Here is a 17,756-nt window from a genome sequence, read left to right on the forward strand (position 1 = left end):
TTTCAGCCTGATACAGATTAACAGAATTTGCCTGGCGGCTTTAGCGCGGTGGTCCCACCTGACCCCATGCCGAACTCAGAAGTGAAACGCCGTAGCGCCGATGGTAGTGTGGGGTCTCCCCATGTGAGAGTAGGGAACTGCCAGGCATCAAATAAGTGAAGAGGCCATCCGCAAGGATGGCCTTTTTGCGTTTAAGCATTCAGAAATTTGTAGGCCGGATAAGGCAAAGCTGCCACCCGGCAAGTCAGATCGCACTCCACTCCACAATAAACTCCGCAATCCCATCCACATCATTTAAATCCAGCATCGGAACTTCAAGCGGCAATACAACATCACTGGCCACCGCAATCACATGCTCATCCAGCGTTAACTCGCTGAAATCATGCCCGGCATCGCTTCTGAACAGCAGGATCTTAGGCACGGCCTCATGCTTAAATCCCTCAACCAGCACCAGATCCAGCGTGGCGTGATCCATCCGGCTGACCAGATAAGCGAGATCCAGCGGTGCCTCATCCGGCGTTTCTGTCATCAGCGCCCAGCGTTGAGTACTTGCCACCATCGTTTGCGCTGCACCCGCTTTACGCAACGCATAGCTATCTTTGCCCGGTTTATCGACATCCATATTATGGTGGGTATGTTTAATCAATCCTGGACGGATACCTCTGGCACAAAGCGCAGGAATGAGCTTTTTCAGCAGAGTGGTTTTTCCGGTCCCACTCCAGGCAGAAATGGCGACAACAGGTATCATCTTTTCTCCTGCATCATCTGCAAATCGTCAGGCGTATTCACATTCACAAATGCTGATTTTAAATCGCTAAAATCAACGGGATGACCGCCAGACTCGCGCATAAAAGCCATCACCCTGCGCTCTCCCGCAGCCAGATAGTACTGCAGGGCTGGCGCCAGGGATCGGTGCATCAATGCGATAGCAGGATGATCACGCTCGCCGTCATGTACCCAAACCACAGGAGCCGTACCCCGAAGCAGCAACAAACGTTCGACAAGACAGGACGGAATAAACGGGGTATCGCAGGGACAGAAGATGAACCACTCTCCGTGAGACTGTTGCATGACCGAAAGCATGCCGGCCAGCGGTCCCGGGTAATCCTCAAGGATATCCTGATAAACGGCATACCCGCTGAGCTGGTAAGTGTCGATATGCCGGTTAGCACTGATGACCATTGTCGACACCTGGCCTGCGAGCGTATCAGCGACACATTGCCATAAGGGTTTGCCGTTCAGGCATTGAAGCCCCTTATCTTTTCCCCCCATTCGTGTCGCTCTGCCACCTGCCAGAACGACCCCAATGATTTCCTGGCTAAGATTCACGAATATCGCCTCTTTTATTGTGGGATTGACCCTGCTAACGTGTCACTCTAAATGAAAGGAGCACCACCATGAAATGTAAACGTCTGAATGAAGTCATTGAACTCCTCCAGCCCGCCTGGCAAAAAGAGCCAGAGCTAAATCTGATGCAATTTTTACAGAAACTGGCGAAAGAGTCAGGTTTTGACGGCGATCTGGCAGACCTTTCTGACGACATCCTGATCTATCACCTTAAAATGCGTGACTCTGCCAAAGATGCTGTTATTCCTGGTATTCAGAAAGATTATGAGGAAGATTTTAAGACCGCATTACTGCGCGCCCGAGGCGTAATTAAAGAGTAAAAGCTTGTAAGCGGCGGCACCGAAATCGCCACAAGATGATATCCTGAATCATTCGTATAATTTCCGGATGATCGGATGAACGACCAGGCTTTTACTTTCCAGACATTACACCCGGACACCATTATGGATGCCCTGTTTGAACAGGGTATTCGGGTGGATTCCGGGCTAACACCGTTAAACAGCTACGAAAACCGCGTCTATCAGTTTCAGGATGAGGATCGTCATCGCTTCGTCGTAAAATTCTATCGTCCTGAACGCTGGTCCGCAGAACAAATTCAGGAAGAGCATCAGTTTGCTCACGATCTGCTGGATGACGATGTTCCCGTTGCCGCACCGCTAAAATTCAATAACCAAACGCTCCTCACGCACGAAGGGTTTTACTACGCTGTATTCCCGAGCCTGGGTGGCCGCCAGTTTGAAGCGGATAATATCGATCAGATGGAGTGGGTTGCCCGCTATCTTGGGCGCATACACCAGACGGGACGCAAAAAAGCCTTTATTGCCCGCCCGACTATCGGAATTCAGGAATACCTTCTTGAGCCACGCGGAATATTCGAAACGTCTGCCATGATCCCCACTGCGTTAAAGGATGATTTCCTCAACGCCACCGATAAGCTCATTGCTGCTGTTAAAACCTGCTGGCGCGACGATATTTCTGTCCTGCGCCTGCATGGCGATTGTCATGCCGGAAATATCCTCTGGCGTGATGGCCCGCTGTTTATCGATCTCGATGATGCGCGTATGGGGCCAGCGGTTCAGGACCTGTGGATGCTGCTCAATGGCGACAAAGCCGAGCAACGTATGCAGCTTGAAACCATTATTGAAGCATATGAAGAATTTAGCCCGTTTAATTCAGACGAAATTGCCCTGATTGAGCCTTTACGTGCGATGCGTTTTGTTTATTATCTCGCATGGTTAATCAGGCGTTGGGACGATCCCGCATTTCCCCGGAATTTCCCGTGGCTTACCGGAGAGGATTACTGGCGTAGCCAGATATCTACATTTACTGAGCAGGTCAAGGTTCTTCAGGAACCCCCTCTGCAATTAACGCCGATGTATTAATTGGACACACCCAGGAGAGAGTTAATCATGAAAAAAATTTGGCTGGCGCTGGCAGGTATGATTCTGGCATTTAGCGCTTCTGCTGCGCAGTTTACCGACGGCAAACAGTTCATCACGCTGGACAAACCGGTCGCTGGCGAGCCACAGGTTCTGGAGTTCTTCTCGTTCTATTGCCCACACTGCTATCAGTTCGAGCAGGTTCTGCATGTTTCTGACAACGTGAAGAAAAAGCTGCCAGAAGGCACCAAAATGACCAAGTACCACGTCGAGTTCCTGGGTCCATTGGGTAAAGACCTGACCCAGGCGTGGGCGGTTGCGATGGCACTGGGCGTGGAAGATAAGATCACTGCGCCAATGTTTGAAGCCGTACAGAAAACCCAGACCGTTCAGACCACTGCGGATATCCGTAAAGTGTTCGTTGATGCCGGCGTGAAAGGTGAAGAGTATGACGCAGCATGGAACAGCTTTGTGGTGAAATCTCTGGTTGCTCAGCAGGAAAAAGCGGCTGCTGACCTCCAGCTTCAGGGCGTTCCGGCGATGTTTGTTAACGGCAAATACCAGCTGAACATGCAGGGCATGGACACCAGCAGCATGGATATCTTCGTACAGCAGTATGCTGATACCGTGAAATACCTGGTTGAGAAGAAGTAATTTCGCGGATGTAAAAACGCCGGTCACTGACCGGCGTTTTTGTATGAAGATTTAATATTGTCTATCTGTTCGTCTTTGTCTTTCCAGAGCGTATTAAGCCACTGCTGGAAACGACGCTTGAAATTCTTATCGTTAACGTAATCACCGTGCAGCCCGGCATCTATCGGAACCAGATCGACACGCACAACAATGCGCGTCAGTTTGCCGCTGAGCATATCGTAGAACGGCGTCTTATTGTTTTCCGGATAGCAGAGTGTGACGTTCAGGAGTTTATCGAACTGTGATCCCAGCACGTTAAGCGCCATCGCAATACCCGCAGCCTTTGGCGGCAGCAAGTGCTGGTAAGGGGAGCGAGTTTGTTGATGCTTCTCTTCCGTAAACCGGGAGCCTTCAACAAAGTTCACGATGGTCGTAGGATGCGCGCGAAACTTTTCGCAGGAACGGCGCGTGGTATCCACATCTTTGCCGCGACGCTCGGGATGACGAATCAAATAGCTGCGCGAATAGCGTTTCATAAACGGCATATCAAGTGCCCAGCAGGCCAGCCCGATAAAAGGCACCCAGGCGAGCTGCTGTTTCAGAAAATATTTGTTCATCGGGATGTGTTTGCGAAAAAGTACGCATAACACCACGATGTCCGCCCAGCTGTGGTGATTGCAGATCAGCAGATACCAGTTCTTCTTGTTAAGACTCTCCAGCCCTTTGATATCCCACTTTAGATGTGGGTTCAGGCACAGCAGGATCGCCAGTCCTTCGCACCAGCAGTACATCATGAAGTTACAAAATGCAGACACGGCTCGCCACACCATGGGAACAGGCAGCAGCAGTTTAACGATCCCGGCGATAATGATCGGCACAGAGCAGGCGACAGTCACAAGGATAGTTAAAATGATGCTTAACAGTAATGTTATTGCTGCGAGCAATCTCGGCATGATGAGCTTTTTCAGGTAGTTAGCTGTAAGTGAGCGGTCGGCTATGCAACGCCGGGCGCTGATTTTACCAGAAAACAGACAAATTAATGGCGCTTTGACGTGATGATTTGGCCGCTTTTACTCTGTCGCAGACGATTTCTCTGTGATTGCGCGCTTAACAAGGCTTATATCCACATAGACTAAATTGCCATCAGTTGACCATATAGATAAGATCTAATGATATAACAGCATGATAATTAAGATTTAAAAATTAACGCATATGTATTTTTTACGTCTGTTATTCATATGAAGTGAAAATATGCACAAACTTATCCACAGTTTGATTTTTGCGAGCGATCCTCACGATCGCAAAATCTTTTCCTGTATCTGGCGCTAATACCTGATGTTTTCATCCTTCTGTGGCATCCTTTACCCATAAATTGATTAAAGGCACGGACATTATGGTTCAGATCCCAGAAAACCCTCTTATTCTCGTCGATGGCTCTTCTTACCTGTATCGGGCATATCATGCGTTTCCTCCTCTGACCAATAGCGCAGGGGAACCCACCGGCGCAATGTACGGCGTGCTGAACATGCTGCGCAGCCTGATCCTTCAGTATCAGCCAACCCATGCGGCTGTGGTCTTTGATGCGAAAGGTAAAACTTTCCGCGACGAGCTGTTTGAACATTACAAATCTCACCGTCCGCCAATGCCTGACGATCTGCGCGCGCAGATTGAGCCGCTGCACACCATGGTAAAAGCGATGGGGCTGCCGCTGCTGGCCGTCTCTGGCGTTGAAGCCGATGACGTCATCGGCACGCTGGCGCGTGAAGCAGAAAAGATGGGGCGTCCTGTGCTGATCAGCACCGGTGATAAAGATATGGCGCAGCTGGTGACGCCAGGTATTACCCTGATTAACACCATGACTAACACCATTCTCGGGCCTGAAGAAGTGGTCGCAAAGTACGGCGTGCCGCCTGAGCTGATTATCGACTTCCTCGCGTTAATGGGCGACTCCTCGGATAACATCCCGGGTGTCCCTGGCGTCGGTGAAAAAACCGCGCAGGCGCTGCTCCAGGGGCTGGGCGGTCTGGACACGCTCTACGCGGAGTCAGACAAAATCGCCGGGCTCTCCTTCCGTGGTGCAAAAACCATGGCCGGAAAACTGGAAGAGAACAAAGAGGTGGCTTATCTCTCCTATAAGCTGGCCACAATCAAAACCGATGTCGAACTGGAGCTGGGCTGTGAGCAGCTTGAAGTGCAACAGCCTTCCGCTGACGATCTGCTGAGCCTGTTTAAGAAATACGAATTCAAGCGCTGGACCGCTGACGTGGAAGCCGGTAAATGGCTGCAGGCGAAAGGGGCCAAACCTGCTGCAAAGCCGAAGGAGACGATCGTCGTTGACGCAGAAGAGCAGGCGGAAGAAGAAGCCGTGGCGCTTTCCTTCGACAACTACGAAACCATTCTTGAAGAGTCACAGCTGATCGCCTGGATCGATAAGCTGAAAAAGGCGCCGGTCTTCGCCTTTGATACCGAAACCGACAGCCTCGATAACATCTCTGCCAATATGGTCGGCCTGTCATTTGCGACAGAGCCGGGTATTGCCGCCTACGTCCCTGTGGCGCACGATTACCTGGATGCGCCGGAGCAGATCTCCCGTGAACGCGTGCTTGAGCTGCTAAAGCCGATCCTGGAAGACGAAAAGGCGCTCAAGGTTGGACAAAACCTCAAGTACGACCGCGGTATTTTGCAAAACTACGGCATTGAACTGCGCGGGATTGCCTTCGACACCATGCTTGAATCCTACATTCTGGACAGCGTCGCGGGCCGCCATGATATGGATTCCTTATCTGACCGCTGGCTCAAGCACAAAACGATCACCTTTGAAGAGATTGCCGGTAAAGGGAAAAATCAGCTCACCTTTAACCAGATTGCTCTGGAAGAAGCGGGGCGCTACGCGGCGGAAGACGCAGATGTCACGCTACAGCTGCACCTGAAGATGTGGCCAAAACTGCAGAAGCATGAAGGTCCGCTGAACGTGTTCCAGCATATCGAGATGCCGCTGGTACCCGTTCTGTCCCGCATTGAACGCAACGGCGTGAAGATTGACCCAACGGTGCTGCATAACCACTCCGGGGAGCTGGCGCAGCGTCTGACCGAGCTCGAGCAAAAAGCGCATGAGCTTGCAGGCGAGCCGTTTAACCTCTCTTCGCCGAAGCAGCTGCAAACCATTCTGTTTGAAAAGCAGGGCATCAAGCCGCTGAAGAAAACTCCTGGCGGCGCGCCGTCAACCTCTGAAGAGGTGCTGGAAGAGCTGGCGCTGGATTATCCGCTGCCAAAAGTGATTCTGCAGTACCGTGGCCTCGCGAAGCTGAAGTCTACCTACACCGACAAGCTTCCGCTGATGATCAACCCGAAAACGGGTCGCGTGCACACGTCGTACCACCAGGCTGTCGCGGCGACCGGTCGTCTCTCATCAACCGATCCCAACCTGCAGAACATCCCGGTACGTAACGAAGAAGGCCGCCGTATTCGACAGGCTTTCATCGCACCAGAGGATTATCTGATTGTCTCTGCTGACTACTCGCAAATTGAGCTGCGCATTATGGCGCATCTGTCCCGCGACAAAGGCCTGCTGACCGCGTTTGCTGAAGGGAAGGATATCCACCGGGCAACTGCGGCGGAAGTCTTCGGCTTGCCGCTGGACAGCGTGACCAACGAGCAGCGCCGCAGTGCTAAGGCGATCAACTTCGGTCTGATTTACGGCATGAGTGCATTTGGTCTTTCGCGCCAGCTCAATATTCCGCGCAAAGAGTCGCAGAAGTATATGGATCTCTACTTCGAGCGTTATCCGGGCGTGCTGGAATACATGGAACGCACCCGCGCGCAGGCGAAGGAAAAAGGTTACGTCGAAACCCTGGATGGCCGTCGTCTCTACTTACCGGACATCAAATCCAGCAACGCGGCGCGTCGCGCTGGCGCAGAGCGTGCGGCGATCAACGCCCCGATGCAGGGTACCGCGGCGGACATTATTAAGCGTGCAATGATCGCCGTTGATGCCTGGCTGGAAAAAGAGAAGCCTCGCGTGAAAATGATCATGCAGGTACACGATGAACTGGTATTTGAAGTGCACAAAGACGACCTCGACGCCGTGTCGAAGAAGATCCACGAACTGATGGAAAGCAGCATGACGCTTGACGTGCCGTTGCTGGTGGAAGTGGGAAGTGGCGAAAACTGGGATCAGGCTCACTAAGGGTTCTTCGCATAACGCGCTTTTTATGTAAGTTTGCAACATAACAACGCGCGTTTTGTGACAATCATTAGAATTCCCTATGTAAAGAATGAAAAAAAACTACAAAAAATGCTTTTTCTGCAGCACAAAAAGGGGTAGAGTTGTCGGCGTAGGGTACAGAGGTAAGATGTTCTATCTTTCAGACCTTTTACTTCACGTAATCGGATTTGGCTGAATATTTTAGCCGCCCCAGTCAGTAATGACTGGGGCGTTTTTTATTGCGTCAAAGAAAAATTCAGGCAAAAAAAACGCGGCTATCGCCGCGCTCGGTATTACTCTTCTTCCGCTTCCGTCGCGGGTTCCAGCTCGCTAAACCAGGTATCGAGCTTCTGACGCAGCTTGTCCACGCCCAGCTTTTTCAGCGAGGAGAACGGCTCAACCTGCACATCACCGTTGAACGCCAGCACCGCTTCGCGAACCATATTCACCTGCGCTTTACGCGCGCCGCTCGCCAGCTTATCGGCTTTCGTCAGCAGCACCAGCACGGCGATATCGCTTGCTACAGCCCAGTCGATCATCTGCTGATCCAGATCTTTCAGGGGATGGCGAATATCCATCAGCACCACCAGACCTTTCAGGCACAGGCGTTTTTCCAGGTATTCACCCAGCGCACGCTGCCACTTGATTTTCATCTCTTCCGGTACCTGCGCGTAACCGTAGCCCGGTAAGTCGACCAGGCGTTTGCCCTCTGCGACTTCAAACAGGTTGATCAGCTGGGTACGGCCAGGTGTTTTTGAGGTACGCGCCAGGCTCTTCTGATTGGTCAGCGTATTCAGGGCGCTGGATTTCCCCGCATTGGAGCGGCCAGCAAATGCCACTTCAATACCGGTATCAGAAGGAAGGTGGCGAATATCGGGCGCACTGGTGACAAAATGCGTCTGTTGGTAGTTCCAGGTAGTCACGTGGTCGTCTCCAAAATCGTAATCTGAAGGGGATTATACCCGAATGCAGCCAAAAGGCTTTTCTGATTGCTATGAGCTGTAGGCGAATGCCCCAACCGGTGTGAGAGATCGGCCAGTGATGCTATGGGAGATTTCAGAGAATTCGCAGGCGTCAAAAAAGCCAAACTGTTTTAAATCATAAGCTTATTTCCGGGTAATTGTCTGAAAAATCCTTTTTGTACCGTTTCGTTGCTTGTTAGTTTAACGGAACAAGGTAAAGTGTGCGTCAGGGCGAGGAAGCCAACAGGAAATCGACTTAAGGATTAGGGTCAGGAGCGCCAGGAGGCGAAGACGCAGGATTGTCAGGATGACCAGCGCCTGGAGGCGTTTTAAAAGGAAATGGAACCGTATCACGGACGGTATTAGCCAAGGGATAAACAGGGTTTGTTGTTGGCAAACACGGAAAGTCTGACCCGCTAAGGGTTGTGAGTCAGGAAAAAAGGCGACAGATTGCTCTGTCGCCTTTTTTCTTTGCTTGCTTTCTGCTAGATTTCGCCGCAATTCTATACTGAAGAAAACGACTTAAAGATAAAACATCATGAAAAAACCAACCTCCGCTGCGGGCGCGAAACGCCCTGCAAAAGCACGCCGCAAAACGCGCGAAGAACTGAACCAGGAAGCGCGCGATCGCAAACGCGACAAAAAACATCGCGGTCATACTGCGGGTAGCCGTGCCAACGGTGGTGGTGCAGCGGGTGCTTCTGCAAAAGGCAAACAGCAGAAAGACCCTCGTATCGGCAGTAAAACTCCCATTCCACTGGGCGTGACAGACACCCCGGTCACTAAGCAGCACAAACCAAAGAGCGAGAAACCTATGCTTTCACCGCAGGCTGAGCTGGATTTGCTGGAGAACGATGAGCGCCTGGACGCGCTGCTGGAACGTCTTGAAGAGGGTGAAACCCTGACCGCTGAAGAGCAGTCATGGGTGGATGCCAAACTGGATCGTATCGATGAACTGATGCAGAAGCTGGGCCTGTCATACGACGATGACGAAGATGAAGAAGAAGACGAGAAGCAGGAAGATATGATGCGTCTTCTGAAGGGTGGAAACTAACATTTGCACCCGGCAGGCACGATAGTCCTGCTTATAACCCTTCCGGTTATATGTTATCTGGTGTGGTTATTCGTTAAACTACGGCGGTTGTCGCGGCGACAGAAGTGGCTGCGCACCCGAATGATGGCCCGCAACGGGGCCAGAACGGGCCGCCGTATACGAACGCGACACCAACGGAAGGAGTGAGCATGTCAGCACCAACTATCGACTGGGATTTGGCCCTAATCCAGAAATATAACTATTCCGGGCCGCGTTATACGTCATACCCCACCGCGCTGGAGTTCTCCGATGCCTTCGGCGAGGCTGATTTCCAGCAGGCTGTCGCGCGCTATCCTGAGCGTCCGCTGTCGCTCTACGTCCATATTCCGTTCTGCCACAAGCTCTGCTACTTCTGCGGCTGCAATAAAATCGTTACCCGTCAGCAGCACAAAGCCGACCAATATCTTGATGCGCTCGAACAAGAAATTGTGCATCGCGCGCCGCTGTTTGCTGGCCGTCACGTTAGCCAGCTGCACTGGGGCGGCGGTACGCCAACCTATCTGAATAAAGCGCAAATCAGCCGCCTGATGACCCTGCTGCGCGGCAATTTCAGTTTTAACGCCGACGCTGAAATCTCGATCGAAGTCGATCCGCGTGAAATTGAGCTGGATGTACTGGATCACTTACGCGCCGAAGGCTTCAATCGTCTGAGTATGGGCGTGCAGGATTTCAATAAAGAGGTTCAGCGTCTGGTGAACCGCGAGCAGGACGAAGAATTTATCTTTGCCTTACTCAATCACGCGCGCGAGATTGGTTTCACCTCGACCAATATTGACCTGATTTACGGCCTGCCAAAGCAAACGCCGGAAAGCTTCGCCTTCACCCTGAAGCGCGTGGCCGAACTCAACCCGGACCGCCTGAGCGTCTTTAACTATGCGCATCTGCCGACGCTCTTTGCCGCTCAGCGAAAAATCAAAGATGCCGATCTTCCTTCTGCCCAGCAGAAGCTGGATATCCTGCAGGAAACCATTACCTCGCTGACCGAAACCGGCTATCAGTTTATCGGGATGGATCACTTTGCCCGTCCGGATGACGAGCTGGCGATTGCGCAGCGTGAAGGCGTTCTGCACCGCAACTTCCAGGGCTACACAACCCAGGGCGATACCGATTTGCTGGGGATGGGCGTCTCCGCTATCAGCATGATTGGCGACTGTTACGCGCAGAACCAGAAAGAGCTGAAGCTTTACTACCAGCAGGTTGATGAAACGGGCAACGCGCTGTGGCGAGGCATCGCGTTAACGCGCGACGACTGCATCCGACGCGATGTGATTAAGGCGCTAATCTGCAACTTCCGTCTCGATTTCAGCGACGTTGAGTCGCAGTGGGATCTGCACTTCAGCGATTATTTTGCGGAAGACCTGAAGCTGATTGCGCCGCTGGCGAAAGACGGGCTGGTGGATGTGTCGGAGAACGCAATTGAGGTCACGCCGAAAGGGCGTCTTTTGATCCGTAATATCTGCATGTGCTTTGACGCGTATCTACGTCAGAAAGCGCGACTACAGCAGTTCTCGCGGGTGATTTAAGGCGCATTGCAAAATGCACAAAACGTAGGCCGGGTAAGGCGAAGCCGCCACCCGGCTTTTACGTTCAACTCGCTAGCTAAACAGCCCCACCAGCGCCGCACACAACATAGCCGCAACGGCTGTCTGTGGCGTGTGGCTTTCAGCGGCTCCGCTAGAGAGCATATTCACGATTGTTTCCAGCATGATGTTCACCCCCAATTTCCGGGCACGATCATACAAAACTCATCGGAACAGTAAAGCGCAAAATAACGGCAATTTGCGCTCAATGAATAACCTTTACACAGCGGCGTACGATCACTCCATTCCCAGCTCTTTAAGCTTGCGCGTCAGGGTATTACGTCCCCATCCCAGCAGGCGAGCGGCTTCCTGCTTATGGCCCTGCGTATGACGAAGCGCGGTAGTTAACAGCGTACGCTCCATCTCCGGCTGAGCTTCAGACAGCAGGTTTTGATGACCGGAACGCAGCGCGCGGTCGGCCCACTGCGCCAGCAGCGTCGCCCAGCTGTCCGGCAGCGCGTGCCCGGTACTGCTTTCAGGCGCGGTCGCTTCAAACAGCTCGGCCGGTAAATCCTGAATCAGCACTTCCTGCCCGGCGGCCATCACGGTTAACCAGCGGCAGGTGTTTTCCAGCTGACGCACGTTGCCCGGCCACGCCAGACGCGTCAGAGCGGCGTCGGTTTCCGGGTGAAGCTGCTTGGCTTCCACGCCCAGCTCGCGGGCGGCTACCTGCAGGAAATGACGCGCCAGGCGGGGAATATCTTCCCGACGTTCACGCAGCGGCGGCAGATGAACGCGAATAACGTTCAGACGGTGGAATAAATCCTCACGGAATTTTCCTTCCTGCACGCGTTGCTCCAGGTTCTGGTGGGTCGCGGCGATAATGCGCACGTCCACCTTCACCGGCGCATAGCCGCCCACGCGATAAAACTGCCCGTCGGCCAGCACGCGCAGCAGGCGGGTCTGGACATCCAGCGGCATATCGCCAATTTCATCCAGGAACAGCGTACCGCCGTCAGCCTGTTCGAACCGCCCCTGGCGAATGGTATTGGCGCCGGTAAATGCCCCTTTTTCATGGCCGAACAGTTCGGACTCAATCAAATCCTTCGGGATCGCCGCCATATTCAGGGCGATGAACGGCGCTTTTGCCCGCGGGCTGTGGCGGTGCAATGCATGCGCCACAAGCTCTTTACCGGTTCCCGACTCACCGTTAATCAATACGCTGATGGACGAGCGGGACAAACGACCGATAATGCGAAACACGTCCTGCATCGCCGGCGCTTCACCGATGATATCTGTCGTTGGCCCAAAATCGGGCGCGTGGCGCGGCTGTTGCTGCTCCTGATAATGGCTAATCGCGCGCTCAACCAGCGCCACCGCTTCGTCGATATCAAAGGGTTTGGGCAGGTAATCAAACGCCCCTTGCTGATAGGCGCTCACTGCGGCATCCAGATCGGAGTGCGCGGTCATTATGATGACCGGAAGCATAGGGTGGCGTTGTTTGATCTGCTTTAACAGCGCCAGCCCGTCCATGCCCGGCATACGGATATCCGAAAGCAAAACATCTGGCGTTTTGGTGGTGAGTGCGTCGAGCACTTCGCTGCCGCTCTCAAACGTCGTGCAGCTTAATCCTGCCCCAGTGAGCGCGCGTTCAAGCACCCAACGGATGGAGCTATCGTCATCGACTACCCAGACTATCCCTCGTTGCATAAACGTCACCTTTATTTTTTAATCGGCAGGAAAACCGAAAACTCGGTATGTCCCGGCCAACTGGTAAATTCAATTTTCCCGGAGTGTTGATCGATCAAACTGCGGGCAATGGATAAGCCCAGGCCGGTTCCGCCTTCGCGACCGCTTACCATCGGGTAGAACAGGGTGTCCTGCAAATGCGATGGAATGCCGGGCCCGTTATCCTCAACGTCGATTCGGGCGGCCAGCCGGTAGCGCACGCCGTGTAACGTGAGCTGGAAGGCGGTGCGGGTGCGTAAAATAATCTCACCGCCTTCAGGCCCCAGCGCCTGCAGGGCATTACGCACAATATTCAACAGGACCTGCTCAATCTGGTCCGGGTCGTGGGCCAGTTCCGGCAGGCTTGGGTCGTAATCACGTACCAGCGTGACGTTCTCCGGCAGCTCCATTGAGACGAGCTTCACCACCCGCTCAGCCACTTTATGGATGCTTTCAGTAACGTGCATTCCCGGCTGCTGCGGACCGAGAAGACGGTCTACCAGATTCCGCAGACGATCCGCCTGCTCAATGATGACGTTGGTATATTCCGCCAGCGCGGGATCGGGCAGCGCCTTGGTCAGAAGCTGCGCCGCGCCGCGTAATCCACCCAGCGGGTTTTTGATTTCATGCGCCAGACCGCGCACCAGGTCACGGGCGGCAATCTGCTGCGCATGCTGAAGCTGCTCCTGGCTCAGTCGACGCTGATTATCCATCGGCGCCATTTCCAGCAGGATCAGGCCTTCGGGAAGACGTTGCGCGGTTAGCGACAGAATGTGCGAGCGCCCGTCGATCACCAGCGTCACTTCGTTATCGGTAAACCCCTGGCCGGCCTGCAAACTTTCCTGCATCAGGCCAATATTCAGTGAAAAATAGCTCAGGAGTTCAGGAAGCGGGGTGCCGAACAGTTTACGTGCGCTTTGGGCGAGCAGCTGCTGCGCCGCCGGGTTGGCGTAATGAACGGCCAGCTCGTCATCGACCAGCAATATGCTGTTAATCAAAGAATTGAGGATCTGCCCAGCATCGGGCAGCGTGCCAGTTGCCATTCAGCAGTCTCCTGGAGTCGTTTGCACTAATTTAGTGCAGTATAGCGTTTTCGGCGTAAAAAGCGCGTGAGATCAGGTTGTTGGTGGAGAAAAAAGCCCATCCGGAGATGGGCTAAAAGTTTCCACGGCAACTACCCCCGGCGCTTATCACGCCGGGTAAAACAACTTTAATTAAACGCTGTAGTACAGCTCGAACTCTACCGGGTGTGGCGTCATACGCACGCGGTCGTTCTCTTCCATACGCAGGGCGATGTAAGCATCGATAGCGTCGTCAGTGAATACGCCACCTGCAGTCAGGAACTCGCGGTCTGCGTCCAGCGCCTGCAGGGCTTCTTCCAGAGAGCCAGCAACCTGTGGGATCTCTTTCGCTTCTTCTGGCGGCAGGTCGTACAGGTTTTTGTCCATCGCTTCGCCCGGGTGGATCTTGTTCTTGATACCGTCCAGACCGGCCATCAGCAGTGCTGCGAAGCACAGGTATGGGTTAGCCGCTGGGTCCGGGAAGCGAACTTCGATACGACGTGCTTTAGGAGAAGCCACCACCGGAATACGGATAGAAGCAGAACGGTTACGTGCAGAGTAGGCCAGCATCACTGGCGCTTCGTAGCCCGGGACCAGACGCTTGTAGGAGTTCGTGGTTGGGTTCGCCAGGGCGTTGATCGCTTTAGCGTGTTTGATAACACCACCGATGTAATACAGCGCCTGCTCGGACAGACCGGCATATTTGTCGCCAGAGAACAAGTTGGTACCGTTCTTGGACAGAGACATGTGGCAGTGCATACCGGAACCGTTATCGCCAAACATTGGTTTTGGCATGAAGGTCGCGGTTTTACCGAAACGGTGCGCAACGTTGTGCACAACGTATTTGTAGATCTGAATTTCGTCCGCTTTTTTGGTCATGGTGTTGAAGCGGGTAGCCACTTCGTTCTGACCAGCAGTCGCCACTTCGTGGTGGTGAGCTTCAACAACCAGGCCCATCTCTTCCATCACCAGACACATGGTGGAACGGATGTCCTGTGCAGAGTCGACCGGAGGAACCGGGAAGTAACCGCCTTTCACGCCAGGACGGTGACCTTTGTTACCGCCTTCGTATTTAGTGGAGGAGTTCCATGCACCTTCGATGTCGTCGATAGCCACGTGGGAGCCAGAAATAGAGGCACCGAAGCGGATGTCATCGAACAGGAAGAATTCTGGCTCTGGCCCGAACAGAACGGTGTCTGCGATGCCGGTAGAACGCAGGTACTCTTCAGCGCGTTTCGCGATAGAACGTGGGTCGCGGTCGTAGCCCTGCAGCGTGCCTGGCTCGAGGATGTCGCAACGAATGATCAGGGTTGGTTCTTCGAAGAACGGATCAATGACCGCAGTGGTCGCGTCTGGCATCAGAACCATGTCGGATTCGTTAATGCCTTTCCAGCCACCAATGGAGGAGCCGTCAAACATTTTGCCTTCTTCAAAGAATTCGGCGTTCACCTGATGAGCAGGGATTGTGACGTGCTGTTCTTTACCTTTGGTATCGGTGAAGCGCAGATCAACAAACTTCACTTCATGTTCGTTCAGCATCGTCAAAACGTGTTCAGCGGACATACTTAACTCTCCAGATTGGTCATTGTCGTCGTGGTAACGAGGTCTTCAATTTCTGTTTGTACTGGCTGGTGCCATGTATTTTTTATAAAGCGAAATCTGTGCCAACTTTTAAATCACCCCAAAAAGGCGTTATCATGCGCACCATAGTGCAAAAGGGCTGCACCACAATGGATTTGTTGCACCAGTATAGTGCTTCAATGTGAACATTGAGCACCATATTGGTGCAATTTACGTTAAAGTGCCCTTTTACCGCTCCGTGAAAGCGATCACAAAGCATCTCTGCAATACTTGTTTGCGGGGGATGTTTGTGATCCTGTTTTGTAGTGCGATTAATCCGTGTACAATAACGCGCTATTTCTAAATGCCTGAGGCAAAGTTGTGATCGAAAATTTGCGTAACATCGCCATCATCGCGCACGTTGACCATGGTAAAACTACCCTGGTCGACAAGCTGCTGCAGCAATCCGGTACGTTTGATGCGCGTGCCGAAACCCAAGAACGCGTGATGGACTCCAACGATTTGGAGAAAGAGCGTGGGATTACCATCCTCGCGAAAAACACCGCGATTAAATGGAATGACTACCGTATCAACATCGTTGATACCCCAGGGCACGCCGACTTCGGTGGTGAAGTTGAACGTGTAATGTCCATGGTAGACTCCGTTCTGCTGGTCGTTGACGCAATGGATGGCCCAATGCCACAGACGCGCTTCGTGACCAAAAAAGCTTTTGCCCATGGTCTGAAGCCAATCGTTGTTATCAACAAAGTTGACCGCCCTGGCGCGCGTCCTGACTGGGTTGTTGACCAGGTCTTCGACCTGTTCGTTAACCTCGACGCGACCGACGAGCAGCTGGACTTCCCTATCGTTTACGCCTCTGCGCTGAACGGTATCGCAGGTCTGGACCACGAAGACATGGCTGAAGACATGACCCCGCTGTATCAGGCGATTGTTGACCGTGTTCCTGCACCAAACGTCGATCTCGACGGCACCCTGCAGATGCAGATCTCTCAGCTCGACTACAACAACTACGTTGGCGTAATCGGCATTGGTCGTATCAAGCGCGGTAAAGTGAAGCCTAACCAGCAGGTTACTATCATCGATAGCGAAGGCAAAACCCGTAACGGTAAAGTCGGTAAAGTACTGACTCACCTGGGTCTTGAGCGTATCGAGAGTGACGTTGCGGAAGCGGGCGACATCATCGCTATCACCGGTCTGGGTGAACTGAACATCTCCGACACCATCTGCGATCCGCAGAACGTCGAAGCGCTGCCAGCCCTGTCCGTTGATGAACCAACCGTATCCATGTTCTTCAACGTCAACACCTCTCCGTTCTGTGGTAAAGAAGGTAAATTCGTTACCTCTCGTCAGATCCTTGACCGCCTGAACAAAGAGCTGGTGCACAACGTTGCGCTGCGCGTTGAAGAAACCCAGGATGCCGATGCATTCCGCGTTTCTGGTCGTGGTGAGCTGCACCTGTCTGTTCTGATCGAAAACATGCGTCGTGAAGGTTTCGAAATGGCGGTTTCCCGTCCGAAAGTAATCTTCCGCGAAATCGACGGCCGTAAACAAGAGCCGTTCGAAAACGTAACGCTGGACGTTGAAGAGCAGCACCAGGGTTCTGTGATGCAGGCTCTGGGTGAGCGTAAAGGCGACCTGAAAAACATGAATCCAGATGGCAAAGGCCGCGTACGTCTCGACTACGTGATCCCAAGCCGTGGTCTGATCGGCTTCCGTTCAGAGTTCATGACCATGACTTCCGGTACCGGTCTGCTGTACTCCACCTTCAGCCACTACGACGACGTGCGTCCGGGCGAAGTGGGCCAGCGTAATAACGGCGTGCTGATCTCCAACGGTCAGGGTAAAGCGGTTGCGTTTGCGCTGTTCGGTCTGCAGGATCGCGGCAAGCTGTTCCTGGGTCACGGTGCTGAAGTTTACGAAGGCCAGATCATCGGTATTCACAGTCGTTCTAACGACCTGACCGTAAACTGCCTGACCGGTAAGAAACTGACCAACATGCGTGCGTCCGGTACTGACGAAGCAACAGTTCTGGTTCCACCGATCAAGATGACTCTGGAGCAGGCTCTGGAATTCATCGATGATGACGAACTGGTAGAAGTGACTCCACAGTCAATTCGTATCCGTAAACGTCACCTGACCGAGAACGATCGTAAACGTGCTATGCGCGGTGCGAAAGAAGAGTAATACGGTCAATCCGTAGGCCGGGTAAGCGTGAGCGCCACCTGGCAACTAAAAAGCCGCTGATCTC

General features: G+C 53.1%; 15 protein-coding genes and 1 rRNA gene. 8 read left to right on the top strand and 8 right to left on the bottom strand.

Features of this window, described 5'->3' with window-relative positions:
- Nucleotides 1–30: 30 nt before the first annotated feature.
- Nucleotides 31–146, top strand: a 5S ribosomal RNA gene (rrf, locus tag IM317_RS01615).
- A gap of 98 nt (nucleotides 147–244) precedes the next feature.
- Here rrf and mobB read toward each other — a convergent pair.
- The gene (gene mobB / locus IM317_RS01620; RefSeq protein WP_033146978.1) at nucleotides 245–748 is read right to left on the bottom strand and encodes a molybdopterin-guanine dinucleotide biosynthesis protein MobB; all 504 of its coding nucleotides are present in this window, start codon (nucleotides 746–748) and stop codon (nucleotides 245–247) included.
- Entirely contained in the window at nucleotides 745–1,329 is a 585-nt protein-coding gene (gene mobA, locus IM317_RS01625; protein ID WP_033146977.1) for a molybdenum cofactor guanylyltransferase MobA, read from the bottom strand. Before mobA ends, mobB begins: the two co-directional genes overlap by 4 nt.
- A 68-nt stretch (nucleotides 1,330–1,397) precedes the next feature.
- On the opposite strand from mobA, the gene IM317_RS01630 reads away from it, so the two are divergent.
- The 3 genes from IM317_RS01630 (at nucleotide 1,398) to dsbA (ending at nucleotide 3,380) form a co-directional block, all read left to right on the top strand.
- Complete coding sequence (locus tag IM317_RS01630; RefSeq protein ID WP_008501866.1) at nucleotides 1,398–1,667, top strand: YihD family protein; 270 nt, start codon at nucleotides 1,398–1,400, stop codon at nucleotides 1,665–1,667.
- A gap of 75 nt (nucleotides 1,668–1,742) precedes the next feature.
- Nucleotides 1,743–2,729: a serine/threonine protein kinase gene (locus tag IM317_RS01635; protein WP_033146976.1), complete on the top strand. Its 987-nt coding sequence runs from the start codon at nucleotides 1,743–1,745 to the stop codon at nucleotides 2,727–2,729.
- Nucleotides 2,730–2,756: 27 nt separating this feature from the next.
- Nucleotides 2,757–3,380, top strand: coding sequence for a thiol:disulfide interchange protein DsbA (dsbA, locus tag IM317_RS01640; RefSeq protein WP_033146975.1), 624 nt, complete (start codon nucleotides 2,757–2,759; stop codon nucleotides 3,378–3,380).
- 23 nt (nucleotides 3,381–3,403) lie between these two features.
- Here the strand turns inward: dsbA and IM317_RS01645 are convergent, their stop codons facing one another.
- Nucleotides 3,404–4,312 (bottom strand): acyltransferase, encoded by a 909-nt coding sequence (locus IM317_RS01645; RefSeq protein WP_033146974.1) that lies wholly within the window; start codon nucleotides 4,310–4,312, stop codon nucleotides 3,404–3,406.
- A gap of 440 nt (nucleotides 4,313–4,752) precedes the next feature.
- Here IM317_RS01645 and polA point away from each other — a divergent pair, with 440 nt between their 5' ends.
- The gene (gene polA / locus IM317_RS01650; protein WP_033146973.1) at nucleotides 4,753–7,545 is read left to right on the top strand and encodes a DNA polymerase I; all 2,793 of its coding nucleotides are present in this window, start codon (nucleotides 4,753–4,755) and stop codon (nucleotides 7,543–7,545) included.
- Nucleotides 7,546–7,856: 311 nt separating this feature from the next.
- Here the strand turns inward: polA and yihA are convergent, their stop codons facing one another.
- A complete protein-coding gene (yihA, locus tag IM317_RS01655) occupies nucleotides 7,857–8,486 on the bottom strand; it encodes a ribosome biogenesis GTP-binding protein YihA/YsxC (protein WP_029741470.1) in 630 nt (209 codons plus the stop codon).
- A gap of 577 nt (nucleotides 8,487–9,063) precedes the next feature.
- Here yihA and yihI point away from each other — a divergent pair.
- Both yihI and hemN read left to right on the top strand, forming a co-directional pair.
- On the top strand, nucleotides 9,064–9,579 hold the full coding sequence (gene yihI, locus IM317_RS01660; protein ID WP_033146972.1) for a Der GTPase-activating protein YihI: 516 nt from the start codon (nucleotides 9,064–9,066) through the stop codon (nucleotides 9,577–9,579).
- A gap of 188 nt (nucleotides 9,580–9,767) precedes the next feature.
- On the top strand, nucleotides 9,768–11,141 hold the full coding sequence (gene hemN / locus IM317_RS01665) for an oxygen-independent coproporphyrinogen III oxidase (protein ID WP_033146971.1): 1,374 nt from the start codon (nucleotides 9,768–9,770) through the stop codon (nucleotides 11,139–11,141).
- A gap of 72 nt (nucleotides 11,142–11,213) precedes the next feature.
- Here hemN and IM317_RS01670 read toward each other — a convergent pair whose 3' ends face one another.
- The 4 genes from IM317_RS01670 to glnA form a co-directional block, all read right to left on the bottom strand.
- The gene (locus IM317_RS01670) at nucleotides 11,214–11,324 is read right to left on the bottom strand and encodes a YshB family small membrane protein (RefSeq protein WP_023333898.1); all 111 of its coding nucleotides are present in this window, start codon (nucleotides 11,322–11,324) and stop codon (nucleotides 11,214–11,216) included.
- Between the two features lie 111 nt (nucleotides 11,325–11,435).
- Nucleotides 11,436–12,848 carry a nitrogen regulation protein NR(I) gene (gene glnG / locus IM317_RS01675; protein ID WP_023309765.1) on the bottom strand — a complete coding sequence of 471 codons (1,413 nt, stop codon included), beginning with the start codon at nucleotides 12,846–12,848 and terminating at the stop codon, nucleotides 11,436–11,438.
- An 11-nt stretch (nucleotides 12,849–12,859) separates the two neighbouring features.
- Entirely contained in the window at nucleotides 12,860–13,909 is a 1,050-nt protein-coding gene (glnL, locus tag IM317_RS01680) for a nitrogen regulation protein NR(II) (protein WP_008501857.1), read from the bottom strand.
- A gap of 171 nt (nucleotides 13,910–14,080) precedes the next feature.
- Entirely contained in the window at nucleotides 14,081–15,490 is a 1,410-nt protein-coding gene (glnA, locus tag IM317_RS01685) for a glutamate--ammonia ligase (RefSeq protein WP_023309763.1), read from the bottom strand.
- A gap of 378 nt (nucleotides 15,491–15,868) precedes the next feature.
- On the opposite strand from glnA, the gene typA reads away from it, so the two are divergent.
- The gene (typA, locus tag IM317_RS01690) at nucleotides 15,869–17,692 is read left to right on the top strand and encodes a ribosome-dependent GTPase TypA (protein WP_023333895.1); all 1,824 of its coding nucleotides are present in this window, start codon (nucleotides 15,869–15,871) and stop codon (nucleotides 17,690–17,692) included.
- The last annotated feature ends 64 nt before the right edge of the window (nucleotides 17,693–17,756 follow it).

This window comes from Enterobacter cloacae complex sp. S3, from assembly GCF_014930495.1.
In the GTDB taxonomy this organism is placed as follows: domain Bacteria; phylum Pseudomonadota; class Gammaproteobacteria; order Enterobacterales; family Enterobacteriaceae; genus Enterobacter; species Enterobacter asburiae_B.